23 protein-coding genes are annotated in these 24330 nt (G+C 62.8%); 6 read left to right on the top strand and 17 right to left on the bottom strand.

Features of this window, described 5'->3' with window-relative positions:
* The 3 genes from thiP (at nucleotide 1) to AC070A_RS15285 (ending at nucleotide 4160) form a co-directional block, all read left to right on the top strand.
* The gene (gene thiP, locus AC070A_RS15295) at nucleotides 1-1629 is read left to right on the top strand and encodes a thiamine/thiamine pyrophosphate ABC transporter permease ThiP (protein ID WP_255571350.1); all 1629 of its coding nucleotides are present in this window, start codon (nucleotides 1-3) and stop codon (nucleotides 1627-1629) included.
* Nucleotides 1626-2345, top strand: a complete 720-nt coding sequence (thiQ, locus tag AC070A_RS15290) for a thiamine ABC transporter ATP-binding protein (protein WP_057254891.1) — start codon at nucleotides 1626-1628, stop codon at nucleotides 2343-2345. The genes thiP and thiQ overlap by 4 nt, the downstream gene beginning before the upstream one ends.
* A gap of 303 nt (nucleotides 2346-2648) precedes the next feature.
* Nucleotides 2649-4160, top strand: a complete 1512-nt coding sequence (locus AC070A_RS15285) for a M48 family metalloprotease (RefSeq protein WP_057254890.1) — start codon at nucleotides 2649-2651, stop codon at nucleotides 4158-4160.
* A 344-nt stretch (nucleotides 4161-4504) separates the two neighbouring features.
* Here the strand turns inward: AC070A_RS15285 and AC070A_RS15280 are convergent, their stop codons facing one another.
* The 8 genes from AC070A_RS15280 to AC070A_RS15245 all read right to left on the bottom strand — a co-directional run bounded on the left by AC070A_RS15280 (nucleotide 4505) and on the right by AC070A_RS15245 (nucleotide 13736).
* Complete coding sequence (locus AC070A_RS15280) at nucleotides 4505-5371, bottom strand: RNA polymerase factor sigma-32 (RefSeq protein ID WP_057254889.1); 867 nt, start codon at nucleotides 5369-5371, stop codon at nucleotides 4505-4507.
* A 415-nt stretch (nucleotides 5372-5786) separates the two neighbouring features.
* Complete coding sequence (locus tag AC070A_RS15275) at nucleotides 5787-6356, bottom strand: CarD family transcriptional regulator (RefSeq protein WP_034802893.1); 570 nt, start codon at nucleotides 6354-6356, stop codon at nucleotides 5787-5789.
* A 411-nt stretch (nucleotides 6357-6767) separates the two neighbouring features.
* Entirely contained in the window at nucleotides 6768-7106 is a 339-nt protein-coding gene (fdxA, locus tag AC070A_RS15270) for a ferredoxin FdxA (RefSeq protein WP_057254888.1), read from the bottom strand.
* Nucleotides 7107-7309: 203 nt separating this feature from the next.
* Nucleotides 7310-7723: an RNA-binding S4 domain-containing protein gene (locus tag AC070A_RS15265; protein ID WP_057254887.1), complete on the bottom strand. Its 414-nt coding sequence runs from the start codon at nucleotides 7721-7723 to the stop codon at nucleotides 7310-7312.
* A gap of 8 nt (nucleotides 7724-7731) precedes the next feature.
* A complete protein-coding gene (locus AC070A_RS15260) occupies nucleotides 7732-10761 on the bottom strand; it encodes a helicase-related protein (RefSeq protein WP_112995709.1) in 3030 nt (1009 codons plus the stop codon).
* Between the two features lie 677 nt (nucleotides 10762-11438).
* Entirely contained in the window at nucleotides 11439-12164 is a 726-nt protein-coding gene (locus AC070A_RS15255) for a beta-ketoacyl-ACP reductase (protein ID WP_058321668.1), read from the bottom strand.
* 17 nt (nucleotides 12165-12181) lie between these two features.
* A complete protein-coding gene (locus tag AC070A_RS15250) occupies nucleotides 12182-12541 on the bottom strand; it encodes a hypothetical protein (RefSeq protein WP_057254885.1) in 360 nt (119 codons plus the stop codon).
* Between the two features lie 13 nt (nucleotides 12542-12554).
* Complete coding sequence (locus AC070A_RS15245) at nucleotides 12555-13736, bottom strand: acetyl-CoA C-acetyltransferase (RefSeq protein WP_058321666.1); 1182 nt, start codon at nucleotides 13734-13736, stop codon at nucleotides 12555-12557.
* Between the two features lie 224 nt (nucleotides 13737-13960).
* Between AC070A_RS15245 and phaR the strand changes: the two genes are divergently transcribed.
* Entirely contained in the window at nucleotides 13961-14539 is a 579-nt protein-coding gene (gene phaR / locus AC070A_RS15240; protein WP_057254883.1) for a polyhydroxyalkanoate synthesis repressor PhaR, read from the top strand.
* Between the two features lie 203 nt (nucleotides 14540-14742).
* Here the strand turns inward: phaR and AC070A_RS15235 are convergent, their stop codons facing one another.
* From AC070A_RS15235 to mtgA, 5 genes are all read right to left on the bottom strand, one after another.
* A complete protein-coding gene (locus tag AC070A_RS15235) occupies nucleotides 14743-15144 on the bottom strand; it encodes a hypothetical protein (RefSeq protein WP_112995641.1) in 402 nt (133 codons plus the stop codon).
* A 350-nt stretch (nucleotides 15145-15494) separates the two neighbouring features.
* Nucleotides 15495-15680, bottom strand: a complete 186-nt coding sequence (gene rpmF / locus AC070A_RS15230; protein ID WP_057254881.1) for a 50S ribosomal protein L32 — start codon at nucleotides 15678-15680, stop codon at nucleotides 15495-15497.
* A 157-nt stretch (nucleotides 15681-15837) separates the two neighbouring features.
* Entirely contained in the window at nucleotides 15838-16485 is a 648-nt protein-coding gene (locus AC070A_RS15225; protein WP_057254880.1) for a glutathione S-transferase family protein, read from the bottom strand.
* Between the two features lie 21 nt (nucleotides 16486-16506).
* A complete protein-coding gene (locus tag AC070A_RS15220) occupies nucleotides 16507-17241 on the bottom strand; it encodes a DUF1868 domain-containing protein (protein ID WP_058321665.1) in 735 nt (244 codons plus the stop codon).
* A gap of 104 nt (nucleotides 17242-17345) precedes the next feature.
* Nucleotides 17346-18119, bottom strand: a complete 774-nt coding sequence (gene mtgA / locus AC070A_RS15215; RefSeq protein ID WP_112995639.1) for a monofunctional biosynthetic peptidoglycan transglycosylase — start codon at nucleotides 18117-18119, stop codon at nucleotides 17346-17348.
* 145 nt (nucleotides 18120-18264) lie between these two features.
* Between mtgA and AC070A_RS15210 the strand changes: the two genes are divergently transcribed.
* Together AC070A_RS15210 and hisC are read left to right on the top strand one after the other, a co-directional pair.
* Complete coding sequence (locus AC070A_RS15210; protein ID WP_112995638.1) at nucleotides 18265-19179, top strand: polyprenyl synthetase family protein; 915 nt, start codon at nucleotides 18265-18267, stop codon at nucleotides 19177-19179.
* Nucleotides 19180-19183: 4 nt separating this feature from the next.
* The gene (gene hisC / locus AC070A_RS15205) at nucleotides 19184-20239 is read left to right on the top strand and encodes a histidinol-phosphate transaminase (protein WP_112995637.1); all 1056 of its coding nucleotides are present in this window, start codon (nucleotides 19184-19186) and stop codon (nucleotides 20237-20239) included.
* Nucleotides 20240-20365: 126 nt separating this feature from the next.
* Here the strand turns inward: hisC and ispG are convergent, their stop codons facing one another.
* The 4 genes from ispG to AC070A_RS15185 all read right to left on the bottom strand — a co-directional run bounded on the left by ispG (nucleotide 20366) and on the right by AC070A_RS15185 (nucleotide 24192).
* The gene (gene ispG / locus AC070A_RS15200) at nucleotides 20366-21619 is read right to left on the bottom strand and encodes a flavodoxin-dependent (E)-4-hydroxy-3-methylbut-2-enyl-diphosphate synthase (protein WP_057254876.1); all 1254 of its coding nucleotides are present in this window, start codon (nucleotides 21617-21619) and stop codon (nucleotides 20366-20368) included.
* Between the two features lie 189 nt (nucleotides 21620-21808).
* Nucleotides 21809-22993, bottom strand: coding sequence for an MFS transporter (locus tag AC070A_RS15195; protein ID WP_058328023.1), 1185 nt, complete (start codon nucleotides 22991-22993; stop codon nucleotides 21809-21811).
* A 30-nt stretch (nucleotides 22994-23023) separates the two neighbouring features.
* Nucleotides 23024-23410: a glyoxalase/bleomycin resistance/extradiol dioxygenase family protein gene (locus tag AC070A_RS15190; RefSeq protein WP_058328024.1), complete on the bottom strand. Its 387-nt coding sequence runs from the start codon at nucleotides 23408-23410 to the stop codon at nucleotides 23024-23026.
* Entirely contained in the window at nucleotides 23407-24192 is a 786-nt protein-coding gene (locus AC070A_RS15185) for a DeoR/GlpR family DNA-binding transcription regulator (protein ID WP_093233449.1), read from the bottom strand. Before AC070A_RS15185 ends, AC070A_RS15190 begins: the two co-directional genes overlap by 4 nt.
* Between the last annotated feature and the right edge of the window lie 138 nt (nucleotides 24193-24330).

The following is a 24330-nucleotide window of genomic DNA, read 5'->3' as shown; positions in this document are numbered from 1 at the left end:
TTGTTCGCACTTCGCGAAAACCGCATGACTGTTGTCGCCGGGGCGATTTGCCTCGGCGCCTTCCTGCTCTTCGTCGGCCTGGCGATCGCCGCCTTGCTCGCCCAAACCGGCGGCACGGACGAAGGCACTCTGTTCGACGCCTATATCTGGCGCGTCACCCGCTTCACGCTGCTGCAGGCAAGCCTTTCCACTCTGCTGTCTGTGCTCTTCGCGATACCGGTGGCGCGGGCGCTGGCGCGGCGGCCGCGTTTCTTCGGCCGGATCTGGCTGTTGCGGCTGATGGCGCTGCCGCTCGGCCTGCCCGTTCTCGTCGGCGCACTCGGGCTGATCGAGATCTGGGGACGCCAGGGCTTCCTCAATTCCGGCCTGCGCTGGCTCGGCCTCGAGCAACCGATCAGCATCTATGGCCTGTTCGGCATCCTGCTTGCCCATGTCTTCTTCAACATGCCGCTTGCGGCGCGCCTGTTCCTGGCCGACCTCGAGCGCATTCCCGCCGAATACTGGCGCAGCGCTGCCAATCTCGGCATGCCCTCCCGAGCGCTCTTCCGCTTCATCGAATGGCCCGTCCTGCGCGGCCTGTTGCCAGGCGCGGCCGGCCTCGTCTTCATGCTCTGCGCCACCAGCTTCACGCTCGTGCTGACGCTTGGCGGCGGGCCCGCTGCCAGCACCATCGAGGTCGCGATCTATCAGGCGCTGCGCTTCGATTTCGATCCGCCACGCGCCATCGCGCTGTCCGGCCTGCAGATCGCCATGACCGGCGTCCTGCTTCTCATCCTCAGACGTCTGGCAACGGATCCGGAAGAGGGCATGACCGGCGGCCGAACCGTTCGACGCTTCGATGGCACAACCACAGCGGCGCTGTTCAACGATGGCGCCTGGATCATCCTGGCATTGCTCTTTCTCATCGCCCCGTTGATTGCGGTGGTCGTCTCCGGCCTGCAGGCCGATCTTCTGAAGCTCGCGCGCGATCCGAGCGTGCACCGGGCACTGATGACGAGTGCGGCGATCGCGCTCGCCTCGGCACTCGCCTCCGTCGCCATGGCGGCCGTGATGATCCGCGCCGCGGCGACGGTCACCGCGCCACGCCATGCGGGCGCGCCGGCACACGGCCTTGCCGGTGCGATCGGCGCCAGTACCTCGCTGATCCTGCTGGTGCCGCCTGTCGTGCTCGGCGCCGGCTGGTTTCTGCTCCTTCGCCCCTTCGGCGATGTCGCGCGCTTTGCGCCTGCCATCGTCGTGGCAATCAACGCCCTGATGGCGCTTCCTTTCGTCCACCGCATCCTGGCGCCGGCCATGGCGACGCACGCGGCGCGTTCCGAGCGGCTGACCGCGAGCCTCGGCATCCGCGGTTTTCATCGCCTGCGATGGATCGACCTTCCGGCGCTCCGAAGGCCACTGCTGATGGCGCTCTCCTTCGCCATGGCGCTATCGCTCGGCGATCTCGGCGCCGTCGCCCTGTTCGGCTCGCAGGACATGGTGACGCTTCCCTGGCTGCTCTATAGCCGCATGGGCAGCTACCGCACCGCCGATGCGGCCGGCCTCGCCCTCTTCCTCGGGCTTCTCTGCCTGATCTTCACCATCCTCGGCACAACGGAAGACGTCCGCCGGCGGGAAGGACGCAAAGCATGACCGAGCCCAACGCTGCCATAGAACTGCGCAATGTCGAGATTCGTTTCGAAACGACCACGCTGCACTTCGATTGCACTATCGCTGCCGGCGGCATCGTCGCCGTTGCCGGCGCCTCCGGTTCCGGCAAGTCGACGCTCTTTCACCTCATCGCAGGCTTTGAAGATGCCGACCACGGCGAGATCCGTGTCCTCGGCCAGAACGCTGCCAACCAGGCACCTTCGGAGCGTCCGGTCTCGATGATCTTCCAGGACAACAATCTCTTCGCCCATCTCGATGTCGCGACCAATGTCGGCCTCGGTATCGACCCGGCACTTCGCCTGACGGACGAAGATCGGAAGAGGATCGAGGACGCGCTTCGCCGCGTTGGGCTTGAAGGCTTCGGACGAAGGCTGCCGCCTACGCTTTCCGGCGGCGAACGCCAGCGGGTCGCGCTCGCCCGCGCACTTGTGCGGCACCGCCCCCTGCTCTTGCTGGATGAACCATTTGCGGCCCTCGACCCCGGGATGCGCACCGGCATGCGCACGCTTCTTGGCGAACTGCACGCGGAAGAAGGCAACACCATTCTGATGATCACGCACCATCCCGAAGACGTGAAGGCGTTGGCCGATAGCGTGCTTTTTCTCGACCAGGGGCGTATCATTGCACACGATACGCTCGACCGCTTCCTGGAGCGGCGCGACAATGCGGCAATCGACCGCTTTCTTGGCAACGCGTGACGGTGGGGCCGGTTTCTCCTCGCCCTCAGCCGATCGCCACAATTTGACCGCGGCGCCGTGCGACGCGCGAAATATCCGGCCGGGAGCGCGAATATTCGCGCATCCGTTGCCGTGATACCACGGGGCAACTATTTCTACCGAGACAAACTAGGCAGGTGGCGCTGAAATCAGATACAGCAAGACCAGGGCTGAACAGTCGCGGCGGAGCAACGCTGCCGGACTGAAAAAGTAGGACTTTCAACGCTGTCGTTCCATTGCCCCGCTGCATGCGGGTGGAGCGACAGACGGGAAACGGGCTGAGGCATGGAGAGGCATACAGTCACACACGACCGGTTCCCGCCGAAACGCGGACGGCTGCGTGCACGCGCCGTGGTTGCACTGATCGCGACCGCGCTTCTCTCCGCATGCCAGTCGGTGATCGAGCAATCCTACGAGCCGACAGTTTCGCCCTCGTCCAATCCGCAGATTGTCGACGAGGTCCAGAAGAACGATCCGCGCGCGAAGATGGGCGCACGCGAACATCCGCGCATCGTCGCAAGCTATGGCGGCGAATACAAGGACGCGAAGACCGAACGGCTGGTCGCCCGCATCGCCGGAGCGCTGACCGCCGTCTCGGAGAACCCGCAGCAGTCCTACCGCATCACCATCCTCAATTCGCCGGCGATCAACGCCTTTGCACTGCCGGGCGGCTATCTCTATGTCACCCGCGGCCTGCTGGCCCTTGCCAATGATGCCTCCGAAGTCGCCGCCGTACTCTCGCACGAGATGGCGCACGTCACCGCCAACCACGGCATCGAACGTCAGCAACGCGAGGAAGCGGAAGTCATCGCCAGCCGCGTGGTCTCCGAGGTGCTGTCGTCCGATCTCGCCGGCAAGCAGGCGCTCGCCCGCGGCAAGCTGCGGCTTGCGGCCTTCTCGCGCAACCAGGAGCTCCAGGCCGACGTCATCGGTGTGCGCATGCTCGGCGAAGCCGGCTACGATCCTTACGCCGCCGCACGCTTCCTGGACTCGATGGCAGCCTATAGCCGCTTTACCGCCGTCGATCCGGAATCCGACCAGAGCCTCGACTTCCTGTCGAGCCACCCGAATGCACCGCAGCGTGTGGACCTTGCGCGCAGGCATGCCCGCGCCTTCGGGCCGGAAGGCACCAGCGGCGATCGCGGCCGGGACTATTACCTCGCCGGTATCGACGGCCTGCTCTACGGCGACAGCCCCCAGGAAGGCTATGTCCGCGGCCAGACCTTCCTGCACGGCCAGCTCGGAATCCGTTTCGACGTGCCGACCGGCTTCCAGATCGACAACAAGGCAGAAGCGGTCCTTGCGACCGGACCCGGTGACATCGCTGTGCGCTTCGACGGCGTGGCGGATACGGGCGGTCGCAGCCTGACCGACTATATCGCCAGCGGCTGGGTCACCGGCCTGCAGCCCGACACGATCAGGCCGATCAACATCAACGGTCTGGAAGCCGCGACCGCGCGTGCCTCGGCCGATCGCTGGGATTTCGATGTCACGGTCATCCGCATCGACACCCGCATCTACCGCTTCCTGACCGCCGTTCCCAAGGGTTCGAACGCGCTCGAGCCGACAGCGAACCAGCTGCGCAGCTCGTTCCGCCGCATGACGCAGGGCGAGGCCCAATCGCTGAAGCCGCTGCGCATCCGCGTCGTAACGGTAAGGCCCGGCGAGACGATCGCAACGCTTTCCGCCCGCATGATGGGGACGGATCGCAAGCTGGACCTGTTCCGGGTGATCAATGCGATGCAGGTCACCTCGACAGTGAAGCCGGGCGACAAGGTCAAGATCGTTTCCGAGTAAGCACGGCAGCCTCACCGCACCTGCACCAAGGCGCATATGCTGCTGAAGGCTCCGGCCTTCGCTGCTGCGCCAGACCTCGATGTTCGAACACAGGGCAGTGCCTCAGATTGAGGTCCGAGCCCGTACGACTATGCCCCTGAGGCCTACAGCGCCGCGCGTCCTGTCAGACACGCAAAGGCACTTTGAAGTGCTGCATGGTTTTGTCCTTTGACCGGCTACGGCCAAAGAAAACATGCACGGCTAAAGCGCGTCGCGATCTTTCAGATTCACTCCTTGCGCTTTAAGCCCTCGACATTTCGCAGGTCGTTATCACAAAACCGCTGCGCACTTTTGCGCGACAAGCTTTAGTGAATGCCCGCAGTCAGGGCCGGCGCTTTGGTCGCGAGCGCCACTCTGAGCTTTTCGAGCGCCCGAGTTTCGATCTGTCGCACCCGTTCCTTGGAAATGCCGAGATCGAGGCCGAGCTCTTCCAGCGTCGCACCGTCCTCCGACAGTCGTCGTGCACGGATGATCCGCATCTCCCTTTCGGTCAAGGCACCCAGCGCATCGCGGAGCCACACACGGGCCCGCTCGCCGTCGATCATGTCGCTGACCTGTTCGTCCGGAAGCGGCGCATCGCTGGCCAGGAAATCCAGCCGCTCGCCGCCATCGGAATCGGCGCCGCCAACGGGGGCCTGCAAGGAAGTGTCGCTGCCGGAAAGCCGCGCATCCATGGTCTGCACATCGGCGATGCTGACGCCGAGCGCCGCGGCAATTTCCTCATGCATAGCCTGCGATGTAAGTTGCCTGTCGCCTTGCGCCAGACGTGCACGCAACCGCCGCAGATTGAAGAACAGCGCCTTCTGAGCCGAACTCGTGCCGCCCCGGACGATCGACCAATTGCGCAGGACATAGTCCTGCATCGATGCCCGGATCCACCAGGTCGCATAGGTCGAAAACCTGACCTCACGGCTGGGTTCGAAGCGGGCCGCCGCTTCCAGGAGGCCGATATGGCCTTCCTGCACCAAGTCGCCCATGGGCAGGCCGAAGTTGCGGAACTTCGCTGCCATCGAGATCACGAGCCGCATATGCGACATGGCGATCTTGTTGCGGGCTTCCTGATCATGGTCGTTCCGCCAGGCCTGTGCCAGCGCGTGCTCCTCGTCGCGCTCGAGATAAGGCGCCTCCATTGCGATCTTGATCATCCGCCGGTCTGCAGTGAGAGTTTTCATCGATCACTCCGTGACTGGCGCCCGGGCGCCATTGCGTGTGAAGTCTAAAAGGCCGGACAGATGGCGCGTCCGGCAGCAGGGGCGTCTAGATCACGATGATTTGGATCGGATCGATCCAAATCATCGTGATCGGTTCTTTTAAGTCAGAGCGGGATGGGCGCGGAAAACCGCATGATCTTTTCCTTCCCCGCTCAAGAGCCCCGGCGCCGAACTTGAAGAAACGACGCGGCGCCCTAACTTCAAAATCACGAACCTGAACGGTGACGGATCACAGAACCAAGATCGCCCGGCGCGAAAGCGGCGCGTTCCTGCCGGCTAATGTAAATGCGCGTGGCGGGCAAAAGTTCCATCAGATCAAAGAAAAAGCCCGGCGCGATGGCCGGGCTTTTTTGCAGTCTCACTGCGGGTTGGAAGCTTATGCTGCTTCGTCCTGGGCGTCGTCTTCGTCGATCGCCTTGCCGCGCTTCGGGCCCTTGCTGAGGTTGGCCTCGACGAGGCGCACAGCTTCGGTCTCCGACATTTTGTTCACGGCAGCGATTTCGCGCGCCATGCGGTCGAGGGCAGCTTCATAGAGCTGGCGTTCGGAATAGGACTGTTCCGGCTGGTTTTCGGCGCGATAGAGATCGCGAACGACTTCCGCGATGGAAATCAGGTCGCCGGAGTTGATCTTGGCATCGTATTCCTGGGCGCGGCGCGACCACATGGTGCGCTTCACGCGAGCCTTGCCCTGCACAACCTTCAACGCACGATCGACGAAATCGGTTTCAGACAGCTTGCGCATGCCGATGCTGACAGCCTTGGCCACCGGCACCTTCAACCGCATCTTGTCCTTCTCGAAATCGATGACAAAAAGCTCAAGCTTCATGCCCGCGACTTCCTGCTCTTCGATCGCCACGATCTGGCCAACGCCGTGGGCCGGATAGACGATCGATTCACCGGTCTTGAAGCCCTGGCGTGTCGAAGATTTTTTCTGCTGGGTCGTCATTCGTTTCAAAAACTCCCTGTTTCGCGCCGGCCATTCTGGCCGGGGCCGGGTCAGTGAGGCCCGGGATAGACGGGGATACCGCCGGGTGGGTACATCCTGGTCCGTCCACGGAACGCAAACAGCCTCATGAAATGCGGTCGCAACAGAGCAAAGCCATGTTGCGTAATAGGGAGAAACCGCCTTTTGGAGATCGTTTGCTTTCGTGATGGTTTTCGGGCGCGCAAAAACACCCTCTGTGGATCAGTAGAAGGAACCTATCACAAAAAAGTGCCGAAATCAATAATTTGCTGCATGGCAGCCATCAAGCCACCATTCTCGCACCTGCGAGCGCAGTGCGGGTTTTTCCCCAGGTTTGGCGCGCTGGGTCGCGCTCGCTGCGTCAGCCTCGACGAACGATAGAGATCGTCCGTCTCAGTCGCCCTGTCCCGGCTCGGCGGAGAAGAACTTCTCGTACTTGCCTTCGACGCCGTCCATCTCCTTGGCTTCCGGCATCGGGTCGCGCTTGACCGTGACGTTCGGCCACTTCGTGGCAAAATCAGCGTTCACTTTCAACCACATATCAAGGCCCGGCTCGGTGTCCGGCTTGATCGCCTCGGCAGGACATTCCGGCTCGCAAACGCCGCAATCGATGCACTCGTCGGGATGGATGACGAGGAAATTCTCGCCCTCATAGAAGCAGTCCACGGGGCAGACTTCGACACAGTCCATATACTTGCAGCGAATGCAATTGTCGGTCACGACATACGTCATGAGGTACTCCAGCCAATGCTCACGTTTGATGGCAGACGGCAATCAATGGTGATGCTCATCGTCCGCGCATGCTAGGAATGTCCGGCGCGCATAGCTGCCGAAGCAAGACCGATGCACCCAACGTGGGTCTGTCAGGTAAAGGCTTTATGGACCCTTTGCAAGAATATTCAATGCGCGAAACGCCGCGGCAAAGGCAGAGTTTTCTAATCCTCGCGCGGATCGAAATCGGGTTTTAGCCGATCGGTATCCCGCCGCTCTTTCTTGGTCGGGCGTCCCGCCCCACGGTCGCGTGTGGCGAGATCAAATGCCGAGAGTTTCTCCTTAGGCAATTCCGGCGTGAGATCATCATAAAGAAGCCGCGCTTCCTCGTAGGGGCCACGTCGTTCCCCTGGAGCAAGCACGCGCACGGTCACGCTGCGGCGGTCGAGGACGAGCTCAAGCAGGTCCCCCGTCTTGACCTGAAACGACGACTGCGTCACGCGCTGCTCGTTGACGGCCACGCGGCCGTCCTCGATCGCTTTTTGCGCAAGCGAGCGCGATTTGATCAGCCGCGTGAAAAACAGCCACTTGTCGAGACGCTGGCGCGATGCCGGGTTGGACGTGGGCTGTTTTTCCATGACCTGCCTTACTTCTTCATCTGCTCCTTGAGCGCCGCGAGCTTGGCGAAGGGCGAATCCGGATCCACCGGCTTCTCGCGACGCGGCGGGCGCGCCTCGAACTTGCCCTGGCCGGGCTTGCCGCCGCGGTCGTGGCGATCATGGCGGTCACCACGGTCCTGGCGCGGACCGCCTTCCGACTTGCCGCCGTCATGGCGCTTGCCGCGCACCGGCTGGCCGCCCTTGCGTCCGCCCTCACGTCCCTCGCCCTGGCCTTGGCCTTGGCCATGTCCATGGCGCTGGCCGCCGCGACGCTGGTCGCCCTGGTGGCGACCGCCGCCCTGGCGCTGGTTATCCTGGCGGGTGCCGGGACGCCACAGCAGCACGGGCTTGGCTTCGACCGGTTCTCCGGTCTCGGCGACTTGAGCTTCGGCTGGTTGCACGTCGCTGGTGGCGACTTTGCCCTCAGCGTTCTCGGCCTCGGCGGCAGGTGCCTCAATGGCTGCGGTCTCGGCATCCGTCGCGCTGTCAGCAGCGTCCGCGTCATCGACGGCGGCAACCGGCTCGGAGGCGGCGGCAGCAGAGGCGGGCGCACCGTCCTGGCTGGCGAGGAAGGCCGCAGCCTCCTCGGCCTTGACGCTGTCGGCCCGATAGCCAAGGCCCTTCAGGATCTCTTCCATATCATCAGGCGTTGCGCCGAGGATCGAAAGCATCGAGGTGGTGGCGGTGAAACGACGGCCGTCATAGGCGCCTTCAGGACGCGGCTGCGCGCCGGGCTTCCACTGCAGCAGCGGCCGGATGAGATCGGCCAGGCGCTCGAGGATGTCGATGCGCACGGCGCGCTTTCCGAGGAAGCGGAAGCCGGCAAGCTTGTAGAAGGTGCGCTCGAAGGACGGATCGGTGACGACCGACGTACGGCCGGCAGCGAGCATCGGGATGAGGTCGCCATAGCCGGGCTTGTCGAGGCCGTCGTTCTTCAGCGCCCAGAGCAGCGTGATCAGCTCGGCCGGAGCCGGCTTCAAGAGCGCCGGAAGGAAGATGTGGTAGGCGCCGAAGCGAACGCCGTATTTGCGGATCGACGCGCGACCGTCCTGGTCCAGCGACTTCACGTCGTCGGCGACATCGCGGCGGAAGAGCACGCCGAGGTTCTCGACGAGCTGGAAGGCAAGGCCCTTGGCGAGGCCTTCGAGGTCTTCAGCGCGCGAGATATCGTCGAGCGGCTTCAGCACCGTACCGATGTGATGGTTCACGAAACGCTCGATGCGCGCCACGACATGCTCGCGGGCGTTCGCCTGCAGCTGATCGTCGGCAAGCAGGATGACGCGCGGACGCATGACATGGTCGCTCGCTGCCAGACGGGCGACGGGATCGCCGAGCCAGCGCACGAGACCATCCGACGAAAGCGCCAGGTCGTTGTTGCCCGAGGCGTGCAGACGTGCGGCCCGCGCCTCGAACTCGAGCGCCAGCGCCTTCTGGGCAGCGCCCTGCACGGCCTTGGCATCCGGGCCGTCGCCGCCGGTCGCCAGCGTAAACCGGAAACCGGTTAGTTGTCCTACGTGGTGTCCTTCGACGAAGACATCACCATTCACACTGATTTCAGCTTCCAGCATAGCATTCTCTCTCAGGCGCTTCATGAGCACAGATGTCCTGCGATCAACAAAGCGTTTCGTCAACCGTTCATGTAGTGCGTCGGATAATCGATCTTCAATTTCCCGCGTCTTTTCTTGCCAGTGTGTCGGATCGGCCAGCCATCCCGGCCGGTTCGACACATAGGTCCAGGTTCTGATCTGCGCGATTCGCGCCGAAAGTGTGTCGATCTCACCGTCGGTGTGATCGGCACGCCTGACCTGTTCGGCCATGAAGTCCTCGTTCACCGTACCCCGGCGAACGAGATCCGCGTAGATCGTCGAGATCAGATCGGCGTGCTGGGCGGGCGTGATGCGCCGATAGTCCGGCAGCGCGCAGGCTTCCCATAGTTTTTCGACGCGCTCGGCATTGGTCGTAATGTCGACGACCTCCGGGTAGCGGGCCAGATGCTCGAACGCCTGCTGGTCTACCGCAGGTAGCGCCCGGGCAAGGCCGGGAACTTTCGGCGCGGCATCGAGGCTCTTCTTCAAGGCGGTAAGCGAGGAATAGTCGAACGCCTTCGAGCGCCATTGCAGCACCTTGACCGCATCGAACTCGTGCGACTCGATGCGATGGACGAGCTCGTTGTCGAAAGGATCGACGCGACCCGTGACGCCGAACGTTCCGTCACGCAGATGTCGCCCGGCGCGCCCGGCGACCTGCGCCAGTTCCGCCGGGTTCAGGTTGCGAAACTGGTAGCCGTCGAACTTGCGGTCCTGCGCGAAGGCGACGTGATCGACGTCGAGGTTGAGACCCATGCCGATCGCGTCGGTCGCCACCATATATTCGACGTCGCCTTCCTGATAGAGCGCCACCTGCGCATTGCGCGTGCGCGGCGAAAGCGCGCCGAGCACGACGGCGGCACCGCCGCGCTGGCGACGGATCAGTTCGGCGATCGCATAGACTTCGTCGGCCGAGAAGGCGACGATCGCCGAGCGATGCGGCAGGCGGGTGATTTTCTTCGAACCGGCATAGAGCAGTTGCGACATGCGCGGCCGCTCGACGACGGTAATGCCGGGCAGGAGGTGCTCCAGGATCGGCCGCATCGTTGCAGCCCCCAGAAGCAGCGTCTCGCCACGCCCCCTCAGATGCAGGATCCGGTCGGTGAAGATGTGACCGCGCTCGAGATCGCCGGCAAGCTGCACTTCGTCGATCGCCACGAAGGACGCGGTCGTCTCGCGCGGCATCGCTTCGACGGTGCAGACCGAATAGCGGGCGCGATGCGGAGTGATCTTCTCCTCGCCAGTGATCAGCGCGACATTGTGATGGCCGACCCTTTCGACCAGGCGCGTATAGACCTCGCGCGCCAGGAGGCGCAGCGGCAGGCCTATGACGCCGCTATCATGCGCGATCATGCGCTCGATCGCGTAGTGCGTCTTGCCGGTATTGGTTGGCCCGAGCACCGCGGTTACGCCGCGGCCGCTCAGGATCATGGGGTGAACGGACACGTCATCGATCCCGGGCATTCAGAAATTACGACAGCGTCTTTTCACGCTGGCGGCAAACACATGCCCACGCACCGAGCCAAACGCAAGGGGCGCCGACAACTAAAACCATGTTCGGCGTCTCCCAGCCCATTGCACCACCTGTTGTGGTTGGCGCAATCGAGAACAGGAACAGCCATGGAACGAATCGGCGACGAATCGAAGACTCATCGCGATTCACTGTATGTTCACGACTACATATAGATTTCAACACCGAACGTTGCACCACATGCTGAATCTGACGCCGCGCGCTTGTGTTAGAGCCCACGACTCGCCTCAATTCTGGCTGTCCCATTGCCAGACAGGTCAAAGGATTCCGAATCCAAGACTCTGGAAAGCCTAGAAAATTTTTAACGAAATTCATCGCAGATTCGCTGGGCAGAGAGAATGAGAATCGCACCGAGCACCCTCGACCAATACGGGAGGATCCGATGGCGACTCGTGATACGCGCATCATTCCGCTTTTGTTCTCCACAAGATATAGTGTCTGCGCCGCGCGCCGGCAACAGAATCACGGGCGCAGCTTCGGGTCCAAATGCCGGGGGAACAGCCGTTTCTTCTCTCCGCCCTACACAAAAACGGCGCCCCGAAGGGCGCCGTTCAAAAGCAATGATGAGATCAAAAGGTCAGACGAAGAACTGTCCGCCATTCGCCGAAATCGTCGAGCCGGTGATGAAGCCGGCGTCGTCGGAGGCCAGGAACACAACGCAGCGGGCGATTTCTTCCGGCTCGCCGAGGCGGCCAACCGGGATCTGCGGGATGATCCGCTCGTTCAGCACCTTCTCCGGCACCGCCCGCACCATTTCCGTGCCGATATAGCCCGGGCAGATGGCGTTGACCGTGATCCCCTTCGCCGCACCTTCCTGGGCGAGCGCCTTGGTGAAGCCGAGATCACCGGCCTTGGCCGCCGAATAGTTGGCCTGGCCCATCTGGCCCTTCTGGCCGTTGATCGACGAGATGTTGATGACGCGGCCGAAACCGCGGTCGCGCATGGCGGACCAGATCGGATGCGTCATGTTGAAGAGACCGGTGAGGTTGGTGCCGACCACCTCGCCCCATTGCTCGGGCGTCATCTTGTGGAACATCGCGTCGCGGGTGATGCCCGCATTGTTGACCAGCACTTCGACCGGGCCGAGATCCGCCTCGACCTTGGCGATGCCTTCGGCGCAGGACTGATAGCTGGAAACATCCCACTTGTAGACCGGGATGCCGGTTTCCTGCTTGAAGGCCTCAGCCTTTTCGTCATTGCCGGCATAGTTTGCGGCCACCTTGTAGCCGGCATTCTTGAGTGCGATGGAGATTGCCGCGCCGATGCCGCGCGACCCACCTGTGACCAATGCTACCCTGCTCATGCACGCCTCCCACTTGATCAGTTCAGTTTCTCAAAGGCCTTCTTCATCAGCTTTTCGCCGACCTGTCGTCCGTAGAGCTCGGCGGCAGCCTGGAACTGAGGCGTCGCGAGCATTGACATACCCACCTCGCACTTGGTGAGCGCGAGGTTCATCATCAGACTGGAGAGCTGAACGAGCGACGCTTTCAAAGCGCCACTGTCATCGTTCGGGGCCGCAACCATCATGTCCTTGAAAACGGCCTCGTCGTCCGAGGTCGTATGTTCCAGCATGCACTGAACCAACCGCGCCTCGTCGAGAGGCGCGGGATTGGCATGTGCGGAAACGATCGGCGAACCGGCCAGAAGAAGGGAAAACGGAACCCACCTGGCGCTGTTCATGCCGCCAAACCGATTAGAGCCGTTCGACGCACATGGCGACGCCCATGCCGCCGCCGATGCAGAGCGTTGCAAGCCCCTTGGAAACGCCGCGGCGCTTCATTTCGAAGAGCAGCGTGTTGAGCACGCGGGCGCCGGAAGCGCCGATCGGATGGCCGATGGCGATCGCGCCGCCATTGACGTTGACGATCGACGGATCCCAGCCGAGGTCCTTGTTGACCGCGCATGCCTGTGCCGCGAAAGCCTCGTTGGCCTCGACCAGTTCGACGTCGCCGATCGCCCAGCCGGCTTTCGCCAACGCCTTGCGCGAAGCCGGGATCGGGCCGGTGCCCATGACCTGCGGATCGACGCCGGCCGTTGCCCAGGAAACGATACGGGCGAGCGGCTGGATGCCGCGCTTGGAAGCCTGCGCTTCGGTCATCAGCAGAGTGGCCGCGGCGCCGTCATTGAGGCCAGAGGCGTTGCCGGCGGTGACCGTGCCTTCCTTGTCGAAGGCCGGACGCAGCTTCGTCATCTGGTCGAGCGTTGCGCCATGGCGGATATATTCGTCCTGGTCGACGGTGACGTCGCCCTTGCGGCCTTTGACGATGAAGGGAATGATCTCGTCGGCGAACCGCCCGGCCTTCTGGGCCGCTTCGGCCTTGTTCTGCGAGGCGAGCGCGAAGGCGTCCTGCTCTTCACGGCTGAGCTGCCACTGGCGGGCGACGTTTTCGGCGGTGATGCCCATGTGATAGCCGTAGAAGGCGTCGGTCAGACCGTCCTTGATCATCGTGTCGATCATCTTGAAATCGCCCATCTTCACGCCGCCGCGAAGATGCGAGCAATGCGGCGCCATCGACATGGACTCCATGCCGCCGGCGACGATGATATCCGCATCACCGGTTGCAATCTGCTGCATGCCGAGCGCCACGGCACGAAGACCGGAACCGCAGAGCTGGTTCATGCCCCAGGCGGTTTTCTCCTGCGGAAGACCCGCCTTCATCGCCGCCTGGCGCGCCGGGTTCTGGCCCTCGCCGGCCTGCAGGACCTGGCCGAGGATCACCTCGTCGACCTCGCCTGCCTCGACGCCTGCGCGCTCGAGCACGCCCTTGATGACGGCGGCGCCGAGTTCGTGCGCCGGTGTGTTGGCGAATGCACCGTTGAAGGATCCGACCGCGGTACGGGCGGCGCTGGCGATCACGATGGAGGGATTGCTCATGGGACGTTTCCTCAGATCTTTCTTGCCTAATGGAAGCAGACTGGCAAAGCGCGCGGCGCAAGTCAAACGCCTTGATGCGGTGCCACAAAACCGTCACCCAAGACGCAACCGCAAGATTTCGCACTTGCGTCGCCGCAACGCACAAAGACATTGTCAGCGGCGCTCTTTTGCGGATACTCTGAAAAACGCAATAAAGACGGGATGATGGGTGAGAGGAGACCCTGATGGCGAAGCACGAAGGCCAGATCGTTATAAAAAAATATGCGAACCGGCGGCTCTACAACACCGGGACCAGCACCTATGTCACGCTCGACGACCTGGCTGTCATGGTGAAGAAGGGCGACGATTTCATCGTCCAGGACGCAAAGTCCGGAGAGGACATCACCCATTCCGTGCTGACGCAGATCATCTTCGAGCAGGAGTCCAAGACCGGCAACACGCTGCTGCCGATCTCCTTCCTGCGCCAGCTGATCTCGTTCTACGGCGATCAGATGCAGATGGTGGTGCCGAGCTATCTCGAGCATTCGATGCAGGCTTTCACCGAGCAGCAGTCGCAGATGCGCGAGCAGATCAACAAGGCCTTCGGTGACACGCCGCTCGGCAAGAACCTGCAGGTTCCGCTGCAACTTGTCGAAGAGCAGGTCCGCCGCAATACCGAGATGTTCCATCAGGCGATGCAGATGTTCTCGCCCTTCATCACCGCCCCGCCGGTGAAGGAAACCAAGAAGGCCGAAGCCAAGGATATCGACGAGCTCAAGGAACAGCTTCGCGCGCTCCAGACCAAGCTCGACAATCTCGGCTGAGCGCATTCTCCTTGCAAAGGCGGGTGTGAGTCACCCGCCCAATTCCCGTCCAGCAAACCATGTTTTGAATTGGGCCAACGCCCCGGGATCGATCGTGACCTAAAGCGCGTCGCGATCTTTCAGATTCGCGCCTTGCGCTTTAAGTTCTTGATATTTCGCATGTCGTTGTCGCAAAACCGCTGCGCACTTTTGCGCGACAGGCTTTAAAGGCCGATCGACACGTCCCGTCCGGCCGAGCGCATCGAGACGGCGAAGCCGGCGATGACGTCGATGAAGCTGATCGTCATCAGGATGAAGAAGAGCTGGGTTGCCGCCGGCGCCAGCAGCAGGAATTCGATCAGGAAGGCGATGAACAGAATCATCGACAACAGGTGATCCATCAGCGCACGCGTGCTCGTGCGGGTCGCCTTCAGCAATTCGACGAAGAGCAACAGCAGTGCGACGACGATCAGGAGGTCGCCGAAGCGCATCGTCCAGGTCGCGCCCGACAGCATGGACAGCGACAGCATCTCGGCGCTCAAGCCGGCAATACCGCCGAACATTCCGATCATCGCGAGATTGTAGACAACGAACGGCAGGATCAGCAGCGGAACGGCAGCGAGCATCGGGCACGAACTCCTTTGCCGCGTCTTGCGGCGTCTTCAGGCCTACTGCATGTTTCCTTTAATCGTAGCCGGTTAAAGGACAAAAACATGCAGCAATTCAAAGTGCTACAGCGACCTTTGCGCGTCTGATAAGACGCGCGGCGCTGTAGAGCGCTGTGCGTTCGCATGAACGCACCAAGGACGCTCCAGCACTTAGGGTCTAGAGCATCTCTCCGCTTCCAGTGACTTCACCTTGGCGCGTGATGCTCTAGCTCCTGCGGATAACACAGGGTCCAAGCGAGAAAATGTCAGACGCAAAACAAAAGGGCCGGCAGAGCCAGCCCTTTGAACCATTCCACGAACGGAAACGCTTATGCGTTTTCCTTCGGGGTCAGAACCTGACGGCCACGGTACATGCCGGTCTTCAGGTCGATGTGGTGCGGGCGACGCAGTTCGCCGGAGTTCTTGTCTTCGACGTAGGTCGGCGTCTTGAGAGCGTCAGCGGAACGGCGCATGCCACGCTTGGACGGGCTCGTTTTTCTTTTAGGTACAGCCATTTCATTCTCCACTTATCGGGCAAACACTGTTCAGCAGCCGAAATGGCCGTGTTAAACAGATGTCAATCACGGAAATTTGGCGCGCTTATACATGGGCAACTGCTGTTTGACCAGTCCCCAGCCGCAATTTTTCGACTCAAGATCTGGCGGCGCCGATTCAGACCTCGTCATCGGGAACGACCCACGGCTCGGCGCGGGCAGCCTCTTCCCACTTCCGGAAAGCGAAATGTGCCTTCACCCGTTGCATGTAGCCGAGCGTTTCTTGATCCGCAACGAGATCGTAGACGTCGAAGCGGTTGACCACAGGCGCGTACATTGCATCGGCCGCGCTGAAGGATCCGAAGAGGAACGGCCCGCCGGAGTGGGCAAGCGCCTCCTTCCAGATCTGCTCGATGCGCACGACATCAGCGCGAACGTCGGCATCCACCTGAAGCGCCCGCCTCTCCCGGCGGATGTTCATCGGGCAGGCACCGCGCAGCGCCCTGAAACCGGAGAGCATCTCCATGGAATAGCTGCGGGCCCGGGCGCGGGCCTGGCGATCGGACGGCCAAAGCCCGGCGTCGGGAAAGAGCTCGGCGACATATTCGATGATCGCCAGCGATTCCCAGACGAGCAGATCGCCGTGGCGCAGCAGCGGCACCTTTCCGGTCGGCGAGATCGCGCGGATATCAGGATTGCCGGCCGCGAAATCGAAGGGAATGACCACGTCCTCGAAGGCGATGCCCGCGGCGGTCATCGCCATCCAGGGCCGCATCGACCAGGACGAATAGTTCTTGTTGCCGACGTAAAGGGTAAGTCCGGTCATCTACATTCCTTGATGCTGGCCTTAATTGCTGGCCGTGATTGCTGATCTGTCCGAGAAAACGATCAGTTCCTCGAAATGGTTCATGTCCTCGAACGAGCAGAAGGCCGGCGGATCGAGCTCGATCACGGGCGCCCGCTCCCTGAGGCAGGCGAGTTGTTCGCTCAACATTTCCTGCCAGCGCGGCAGTGCCGCGTCATCGAGCCAGTCGATGACATAGGCGAAGGTGATGTGAAACGCATAGTCGTCATGATCAGGATGGCGATAGCCGAAGACTTCGGCGAAAGCATCGCGCCAGGCCTTGAGGCAAGCCCGATCGGCGACGCTGTCGCCTTCAAGCGCGAGACCGGTTGGCGTGATCTCGGTCACGCGGGCACGGAAGGGCTGCAACGGCGCAAAGTGCCTCAGCCGCGCACAGTAGTGTTCGGTCATCACATCGATCGGTGTATCGAGCGCCATATCGACGGGCCAATAGGGTAGCCTGCGACGATATTCGATGATGCCCTGGAAGATCGTCATGTGCAGGCTGGACGGATGCGTGAAGGCGAACTGCCCCGCCTCGGGCATCGCCATCAGACGCTCGCGCACGGCAAGCACGGCCGTCTCGGACGGCGATCCGGCGGTGACGTGGGAGACGACCGTGTTGCCCGGCTCACGCAGGAAGCGGCCGTCCGTGGCGTAGCGGGTTCCGAGATGCTTCGGCGGAATGGTGTCCGCGTTGCGGCCAAAGGCGAGAAGCGAAGGGGAAATCGAGGTCATGGGAGCGATCGGGCCTTTTGAATGGAGAGAGGGCCCAGATGGCAGAACTCTACGAAGCCAGGATGACATCCCCCGGCAACCGCATCCAATGAAAAGGTCTGATCTCAATCATAAAGGCAGGTGATGTAGCCGCCGGAGCGGCTGGCGCGACGCTCGATCAAATTCGCCAGACGCTTGAGCCCACGGCCGGGTTTGCCGGCATTGCGCTCTTTCGGGTTGGGCAGCGAAACCGCAAGCAGTGCGGCCTGCCGGCGCGAGAGCTTCGCCGCGGAAACGCCGAAATGGTGGCGGGCCGCCGCCTCGATACCGTAGATCCCATCACCCCATTCGGCGACGTTCAAATAGATCTCCATCATCCGCCGCTTGCTCCAGACGAAATCGGCAGCGACCGCCAGCGGCAGCTCCATGCCCTTGCGCAGGAAGGAGCGGCCGTTCCAGAGGTAGAGGTTCTTGACGGTCTGCATCGGGATGGTGCTGGCGCCACGGGTCGATTCCCCTTCAAGCGCATCCTCGACCACGCCGCGCATCTGGCCCCAGTCGACGCCGTCATGGGCGCAGAACTGACCGTCCTCTGACATCATCACCGATTGGACGAGCACCGGCGAGATGTTTTCGAAATCGACCCATTGGCGGTCGTAGCCGCGAAGTAGAACGAGATCGCGCAGCATCAAGGTGGAGACCGGGTGGACGAACTCGAAGAGATAGAGAACGATCAGCACATAGGGCAGGGCAACGAAACCCAGGACAGCCAGGATGATCTGGCGGCGTTTCGTGCGCAACGTCCGGCGAAGCGACGACCAGCGACTGGAAGGCACTTCGCCCTCCTCGCGCGCTTCCGGAACGACGTTCACGGCCTGACTGTTCACCTCGCTGTCCATCCGCTTCTCTTAGTGTATGGTCCGGCAAAGTTGAACGGGCTTTCTGGTAAAAGGCAAGGCGCCCAGGCGGCTGTCCCAGGGAAAGCGCGCCGCTGCGACACGAATCCCCGTTGAAAGCCCTCTTCGCCCGTGCCAAAGAGCGCGCATGAGCCAGGACACATCGCCCTTCACCCGCCGCCTCACCGGCAATGCCCGCGCCGTCGAAGCTCTGCTCGAGCGCCTGCTCGGCTCGGCGACGGCGGTCGACGAGATCACGCGACCGACAAACCTGCTCGCGGCCATGCGGCACGGCGTGCTGAACGGCGGCAAGCGTCTGCGCCCCTTCCTGGTGATCGAATGTGCGGATCTTCTCGGCGGCGGCCTCGATGCATCCTTGCGCGTCGGCGCGGCACTCGAATGCGTACATTGCTATTCCCTCGTCCATGACGACCTGCCGGCGATGGATGACGACGATATCAGGCGCGGCCAGCCGACGGTGCACAGGGCCTTCGACGAGGCAACCGCGATCCTCGCCGGCGACAGCCTGCTGACCTTCGCCTTCGACATCATCGCGGCCCCCGAAACGCTGTTGACGGACGGCCAGAAAGTGGAGCTGATCCTGGCGCTCGGACGCGCCGCCGGCCACGGCGGCATGGCTGGCGGACAGGCGCTCGATCTGGCAGCAGAGAAGTCGCCGCCCGACGAGGCCGGCATCGTGACGCTGCAGGCCATGAAAACCGGCGCCCTCATCCGCTTCGCCTGCGAAGCGGGCGCCATCGTCGCCGGCGCATCGGAAAACGACCGCGCCCGGCTTCGCCACTTCGGCGAAAAGATCGGCCTTGCCTTCCAGCTCGCCGACGACCTGCTCGACCTCACCGCTGACGCAGAGACCATGGGCAAGGCGACCGGCAAGGACGCCGCTCGCGGCAAAGGCACGCTCGTCGCGCTGCACGGCCAGGTCTGGGCAGAGGAGCGGCTGGAGCAACTGGTCGCAGAAGCCGAAGCCCTGCTCGCGCCCTATGGCGAGCGCTCTGCCATTCTCGTCGATACCGCCCGCTTCGTCGCCAACCGCAGGAACTAGCCCCGTGAGCAAATTCTGGTCGCCGATCGTCTCCAAGCTCAAGCCCTACGTCCCGGGCGAGCAGCCGCGCATCGCCAATCTGGTGAAGCTCAACACCAACGAATGCCCCTACGGTCCCTCGCAAAACGTGCTCGACGCGATCGGTGCTGCAGCAAGCAGCGATCTCCGCCTTTATCCCGACCCGCTGGCGCTGAAGCTTCGCCAGGCGATCGCCGCGCGCTATGGCGTGACGGCGGAAGAAGTCTTCGTCGGCAACGGCTCGGACGAGGTGCTGGCCCATATCTTCGCCGGCCTCCTGAAGCACGACTCTCCGCTGCTCTATCCGGATATTTCCTACAGCTTCTATTCGACCTACGCTCGGCTTTTCGAGATCGACACGGTCGAGGTCCCGCTCAACGACGCCTTCGAGATCGACATCGCCGACTATGATCGCCCCTGCGGCGCGATCATCCTGCCGAACCCGAACGCTCCGACCGGCATCGGCCTGCCGCTCGCCGAAATCGAGCGGCTCGTCGCAAGCCACCCGGACCAGCCCGTCGTCATCGACGAGGCCTATGTCGACTTCGGCGGCCAGTCGGCAGCAGAACTCGTTTCGAAATACGAGAACCTGCTGGTCGTCCAGACCTTCTCCAAGTCGCGCGCGCTTGCAGGCCTTCGTGTCGGCTTCGCCATCGGCCAGCGGCCGCTGATCGAGGCGCTGGAGCGGGTGAAGGACAGCTTCAACTCCTATCCGCTCGGCCGTCCGGCGCAGGCAGGCGCCATCGCCGCGATCGAGGACGAAACCTGGTTCGAGGAAACGCGCGCAAAAATCATCGGCTCCCGCGAACAGCTTGCGGCGGACCTCGCTCAACGCGGCTTCGAGGTATTGCCATCTCAGGCCAACTTTGTGTTCGCCCGGCATCCGGGCCATGACGGCGAGGCATTGATGAAGGCGCTGCGCGAACGGGCCGTGCTGGTCCGCCATTTCGCCAAGCCCCGCATTTCCGATTTCCTACGCATCACGATCGGCACCGATCAGGAATGCGCGCGACTGATCGAAGCGCTGGACGAGATCCTCTAGAGCGTCTTTCCGCTTCGAGTGATTCCACCTGAGAGCGGGCTGACGTCGCGGCGATAGGCCCCAAGCCGCGCGCTTCCGGGCGGCAGGAGCCTTGTACGTCGCTTGGAACTGCCCGGAAGAAACCGCCTATTCGGCAGCCGCCTGGCCGCGGCCATAACGCTTCTCGATATAATCGGAAACCAGCGTCTCGAAGTCCGCGGCGATGTTCGGGCCGCGCAGGGTCATCGCCTTCTGGCCGTCAACGAAAACTGGGGCGGCCGGCATTTCACCGGTGCCCGGAAGCGAGATGCCGATGTCCGCATGTTTGCTTTCGCCCGGGCCGTTGACGATGCAGCCCATCACCGCGACCTTCAGGCCTTCGACACCGGGATATTTCTCGCGCCAGACCGGCATGTTGCGGCGGATGTCGTCCTGGATCTTCTGCGCGAGCTCCTGGAACACGGTGGACGTCGTGCGCCCGCAGCCGGGACACGCTGCAACCACCGGAATGAACTGGCGGAAGCCCATGACCTGTAGCAGTTCCTGCGCCACCTGCACCTCGCGGGTGCGGTCGCCACCGGGCTCCGGCGTCAGCGAAATGCGGATCGTGTCGCCGATGCCCTGCTGCATCAGGATGCCGAGCGAGGCCGAGGAGGCGACGATGCCCTTGGTGCCCATGCCGGCTTCCGTCAGCCCGAGATGCAGCGCATGGTCGGAGCGTGCCGACAGCATGGCGTAGACGGCGATCAGGTCCTGGACACCCGAAACCTTGGCGGAGAGAATGATGCGGTTGCGTGGCAGGCCGATCTCTTCTGCGAGATCCGCCGACAAGAGCGCCGACTGCACGATGGTCTCGCGCGTCACCTGCTGGGCCGTCAGCGGAAAGCCGTTCGCCTGGTTCTCGTCCATCAGCCGCGTCAGCAGTTCCTGGTCGAGCGAGCCCCAATTGACGCCGATGCGCACCGGCTTGTCGTAGCGGATCGCCATTTCGACGATCTCGGCGAACTGCTTGTCCTTCTTGTCCTTGAAGCCGACATTGCCCGGGTTGATGCGGTACTTGGCGAGCGCTTCGGCGCAGGCCGGATGATCGGCGAGCAGCTTGTGGCCGATATAGTGGAAGTCGCCGACGAGCGGCACATCCAGACCGAGGCGCTCGAGGCGCTCGCGGATCTTCGGCACGGCGGCGGCACTTTCGTCGCGGTCGACGGTGATGCGCACCAGTTCCGAGCCGGCCTTGTGGAGGGCCGCCACCTGGGCCACCGTTCCGTCGATATCAGCGGTATCGGTGTTGGTCATCGACTGGACGACCACCGGCGCGCCACCGCCCACTATGACCCCGCCGACATCGACGGCGACGGACGCGCGGCGGGGCTGCGGATCAAAATCGAAGGCGGCAGACATGAAGGCCTCTTGGTCCCCAGGTCACGCCAGTGACCTGGTCTCATCGTTTCAGCGCGGGATGCGGGCGGAAAACCACATGGACTTCTGCCCGTCCCGCTCTTGCTTTTCGTCCATCAGGTGGATGAGGAAAGCACCGTTGTCAACGGCGACATCATGCCCTGACGGCGATTTGATGGCAGGCGGCCGCCGTCAGTGTCCCTTTGCGTGGTCGGCATGATGAGCATGATGCGACAGCATCAGCACGACGATGAACAGCACCGGCACCGAGGCAAAGACGATGGCAAAGCCCGTATGCTCGGCGACGAAACCGATCACCGATGGCGCAAACAGCATGCCCGAATAGCCCATGAAGGTCGCGACCGAAAGGCCGATGCCAGGCTGCAGGCCCGGCATGTTGCCAGCCGCCGAAAAAGCGATCGGCACCATGTTGGAGATGCCGACGCCGGCAATCGCAAAGCCGAGGATGGCGATATAGGCATTCGGCGCCGTGCCCGCGATGATCATGCCGATAAGCGCAGTGACCGTGCAGATGCGCAGCGTCTTCTTGGCGCCGAAGCGGTCGCGCACGAGGTCGCCAGCAAAGCGCATGGTCGCCATGGTGGCGGAGAAGGCGGCGAAGCCGAAGCCGGACAGTTCCACCGAGGCACCAAGCTCGTTGCGCAGGTAGAGCGCGCCCCAATCGAGCACCGTGCCCTCCGGCACCATCGAAAACAGCGCCATGATGCCGATCAGCCAGGGAAGCGGCGTCATCGGCAGGCGGAGCTTTTCCTTGGCGGCGGCCGGATGCGGCTTGTCGGCAAGGATCATCGGCCAGGCAATCGCAATCAACGTCAGGCAGATCACGGTGACGACGAAGACATGTGGCAGCACGCCGACGCGCGCCATGAGGAACCCGCCGATGCCGGCGCCGATCAGGCCGCCGAGGCTCCAATAGGCGTGGCAGGAGGACATGATTGCCCGCCGCATCGATTTCTCGACCTCGACCGCATTGGCGTTCATGGCGACATCCATCGCGCCGACGAAACCGCCGAGCACGAACATGCCGATCGCCGCCGCCCAGACGTTTGGCACCAAGGTCAAAAGCAGAAGCAGCGGCGACAGGATGATGGCCGTGACCTTGACGACCTTCTGCGAGCCGATGCGGGCGATGTAGCCGCCGGCAATCGGCATCAGCACCAGCGAGCCGATGCCAAACATCAGGATCAGGAGGCCGAGTACGCTTTCGCTGATGCCGAGCCGGTCCTTGAACTCGGGGATCTTCGGCGCCCAGCTGCCGGTGACGAAGCCATTCATCAGAAAGAGCAGGGAAACCGCCAGCCGGTTGCGGGTCATATAGCCCTGGCGGACGGTTGCAGTGGGAGAACGTTGGTCCATGGTATTGCCTCTGTGCCGGATCGGGCCGGCTCAAACAGTGATTTCGATCAGATTTCCATCGGGGTCGCGCAGCACCGCCTCGTAGAAGCCGTCGCCGGTCCAGCGCGCCTTCGCGACCAGGATGCCCTCGGCCTCGGCGCGCACAGCAATGGCATCGACCGCCTGTTCGCTGCCGAGCGACAGCGCGACATGGGCAAAGCCTGCGCGCTCGAGCTCGGCCGGATCACCCGGAGCGACCCAGGGACCTTCCATGATCTCGATCGCCGGTCCTTTGCCGAGTGTCAGGAAGCGCGAACGGAAGCCAGGCCGCCGCCGGCTTTCGTAAACGTCGCCGACCTCCGCACCGAAGAACGCCGACCAGAATCCGGCAATCTTATCGAGGTCGTGGGTCCAGAGAGCCACATGGGTTATCGTCATTGTTCCACCCCTCCCGCAATCAGGATGTCTGCACCCGCTGCCTCGAATGCCGCGCGATGCTCAGCAGGCGCGTCTGCCTCGAGAAGCAGCGTCGCCTTGTCGTCGATATCGACGATCCCATGAGCGGCAGCCGTCCCGAGTTTGTCGCTGGTGATGGCAACGACCAGACGGCGGCTGCGCAAGGCGACGAGCCGCTTGAATTCGGCGTCCTCGAAATAGATCGCCGTCAGGCCCGCTTCGGCATCGGCGCCGCAGGTGCCGAGAAAGCAGAGATCGGGCCTGAGCAGTTCGGCGTCGCGCTGCGCCCGCGCGCTGATGGCCGCACCGACCGCACGGTTGAGTGGCCCGCCAAGCAGGATGAGATCGACGCCAGGCTTCTCCATCAGCGCTGCAGCGATCAGCGGCGTATTGGTGACAATCGTGACCTGGAGCTCCGGCTCGATCAATTGCGCGATGGCGAGGTTTGTGGAACCGGCATCGAGGAACACGGTCATGCCCGGCTTGATCAATCCGACCGCCGTGCGGGCAAGTGCTGCCTTGCGCTCCGGCGCCATCGCCGCCCGCTCGCTCAAACTGCTGTGTGCAGCAGGAACGACCGGGAGCGCGCCACCATAGACCCGCTCGCAAAGCCCCGCTGCCGCCATTTCGCGCAGGTCACGGCGGATCGTGTCTTCGGAAACATTGAGCTCGGCAGCAAGATCCGCAGCCAGCACCCGGCCCTTGGCCTTCAGCCGCTCCTGGATCAGCGTCTTTCGTTCACGAAGAAGGAGTTCACCGGACATTTTTACCAATCGTGCATAAACGTGCATGAATCGCCATAAATGTGCATAGCGAATTTTGAAACCGATTTCAAGTCGCGGAGTCAGCCAAATCACCGCGGGCCAGCAATTCGAGCAAACCGTGCCTTTTGCGCGTGGTCG

The sequence above is a fragment of the Ensifer sp. GW101-20A05 genome, assembly GCF_059424735.1.
This window is presented reverse-complemented; position numbering and strand designations above follow the sequence as displayed.

What these genes read in the sequence shown, in the direction of transcription:
- thiQ (WP_057254891.1), top strand. Translation starts at nt 1,626, where the DNA reads ATGACCGAGCCCAACGCTGCCATAGAACTGCGCAATGTCGAGATTCGT.
- AC070A_RS15285 (WP_057254890.1), top strand. Translation starts at nt 2,649, where the DNA reads ATGGAGAGGCATACAGTCACACACGACCGGTTCCCGCCGAAACGCGGA.
- AC070A_RS15280 (WP_057254889.1), bottom strand. Translation starts at nt 5,371, where the DNA reads ATGAAAACTCTCACTGCAGACCGGCGGATGATCAAGATCGCAATGGAG.
- AC070A_RS15275 (WP_034802893.1), bottom strand. Translation starts at nt 6,356, where the DNA reads ATGACGACCCAGCAGAAAAAATCTTCGACACGCCAGGGCTTCAAGACC.
- fdxA (WP_057254888.1), bottom strand. Translation starts at nt 7,106, where the DNA reads ATGACGTATGTCGTGACCGACAATTGCATTCGCTGCAAGTATATGGAC.
- AC070A_RS15265 (WP_057254887.1), bottom strand. Translation starts at nt 7,723, where the DNA reads ATGGAAAAACAGCCCACGTCCAACCCGGCATCGCGCCAGCGTCTCGAC.
- AC070A_RS15260 (WP_112995709.1), bottom strand. Translation starts at nt 10,761, where the DNA reads ATGATCCTGAGCGGCCGCGGCGTAACCGCGGTGCTCGGGCCAACCAAT.
- AC070A_RS15255 (WP_058321668.1), bottom strand. Translation starts at nt 12,164, where the DNA reads ATGAGCAGGGTAGCATTGGTCACAGGTGGGTCGCGCGGCATCGGCGCG.
- AC070A_RS15250 (WP_057254885.1), bottom strand. Translation starts at nt 12,541, where the DNA reads ATGAACAGCGCCAGGTGGGTTCCGTTTTCCCTTCTTCTGGCCGGTTCG.
- AC070A_RS15245 (WP_058321666.1), bottom strand. Translation starts at nt 13,736, where the DNA reads ATGAGCAATCCCTCCATCGTGATCGCCAGCGCCGCCCGTACCGCGGTC.
- phaR (WP_057254883.1), top strand. Translation starts at nt 13,961, where the DNA reads ATGGCGAAGCACGAAGGCCAGATCGTTATAAAAAAATATGCGAACCGG.
- AC070A_RS15235 (WP_112995641.1), bottom strand. Translation starts at nt 15,144, where the DNA reads ATGCTCGCTGCCGTTCCGCTGCTGATCCTGCCGTTCGTTGTCTACAAT.
- rpmF (WP_057254881.1), bottom strand. Translation starts at nt 15,680, where the DNA reads ATGGCTGTACCTAAAAGAAAAACGAGCCCGTCCAAGCGTGGCATGCGC.
- AC070A_RS15225 (WP_057254880.1), bottom strand. Translation starts at nt 16,485, where the DNA reads ATGACCGGACTTACCCTTTACGTCGGCAACAAGAACTATTCGTCCTGG.
- AC070A_RS15220 (WP_058321665.1), bottom strand. Translation starts at nt 17,241, where the DNA reads ATGACCTCGATTTCCCCTTCGCTTCTCGCCTTTGGCCGCAACGCGGAC.
- mtgA (WP_112995639.1), bottom strand. Translation starts at nt 18,119, where the DNA reads ATGGACAGCGAGGTGAACAGTCAGGCCGTGAACGTCGTTCCGGAAGCG.
- AC070A_RS15210 (WP_112995638.1), top strand. Translation starts at nt 18,265, where the DNA reads ATGAGCCAGGACACATCGCCCTTCACCCGCCGCCTCACCGGCAATGCC.
- ispG (WP_057254876.1), bottom strand. Translation starts at nt 21,619, where the DNA reads ATGTCTGCCGCCTTCGATTTTGATCCGCAGCCCCGCCGCGCGTCCGTC.
- AC070A_RS15195 (WP_058328023.1), bottom strand. Translation starts at nt 22,993, where the DNA reads ATGGACCAACGTTCTCCCACTGCAACCGTCCGCCAGGGCTATATGACC.
- AC070A_RS15190 (WP_058328024.1), bottom strand. Translation starts at nt 23,410, where the DNA reads ATGACGATAACCCATGTGGCTCTCTGGACCCACGACCTCGATAAGATT.
- AC070A_RS15185 (WP_093233449.1), bottom strand. Translation starts at nt 24,192, where the DNA reads ATGTCCGGTGAACTCCTTCTTCGTGAACGAAAGACGCTGATCCAGGAG.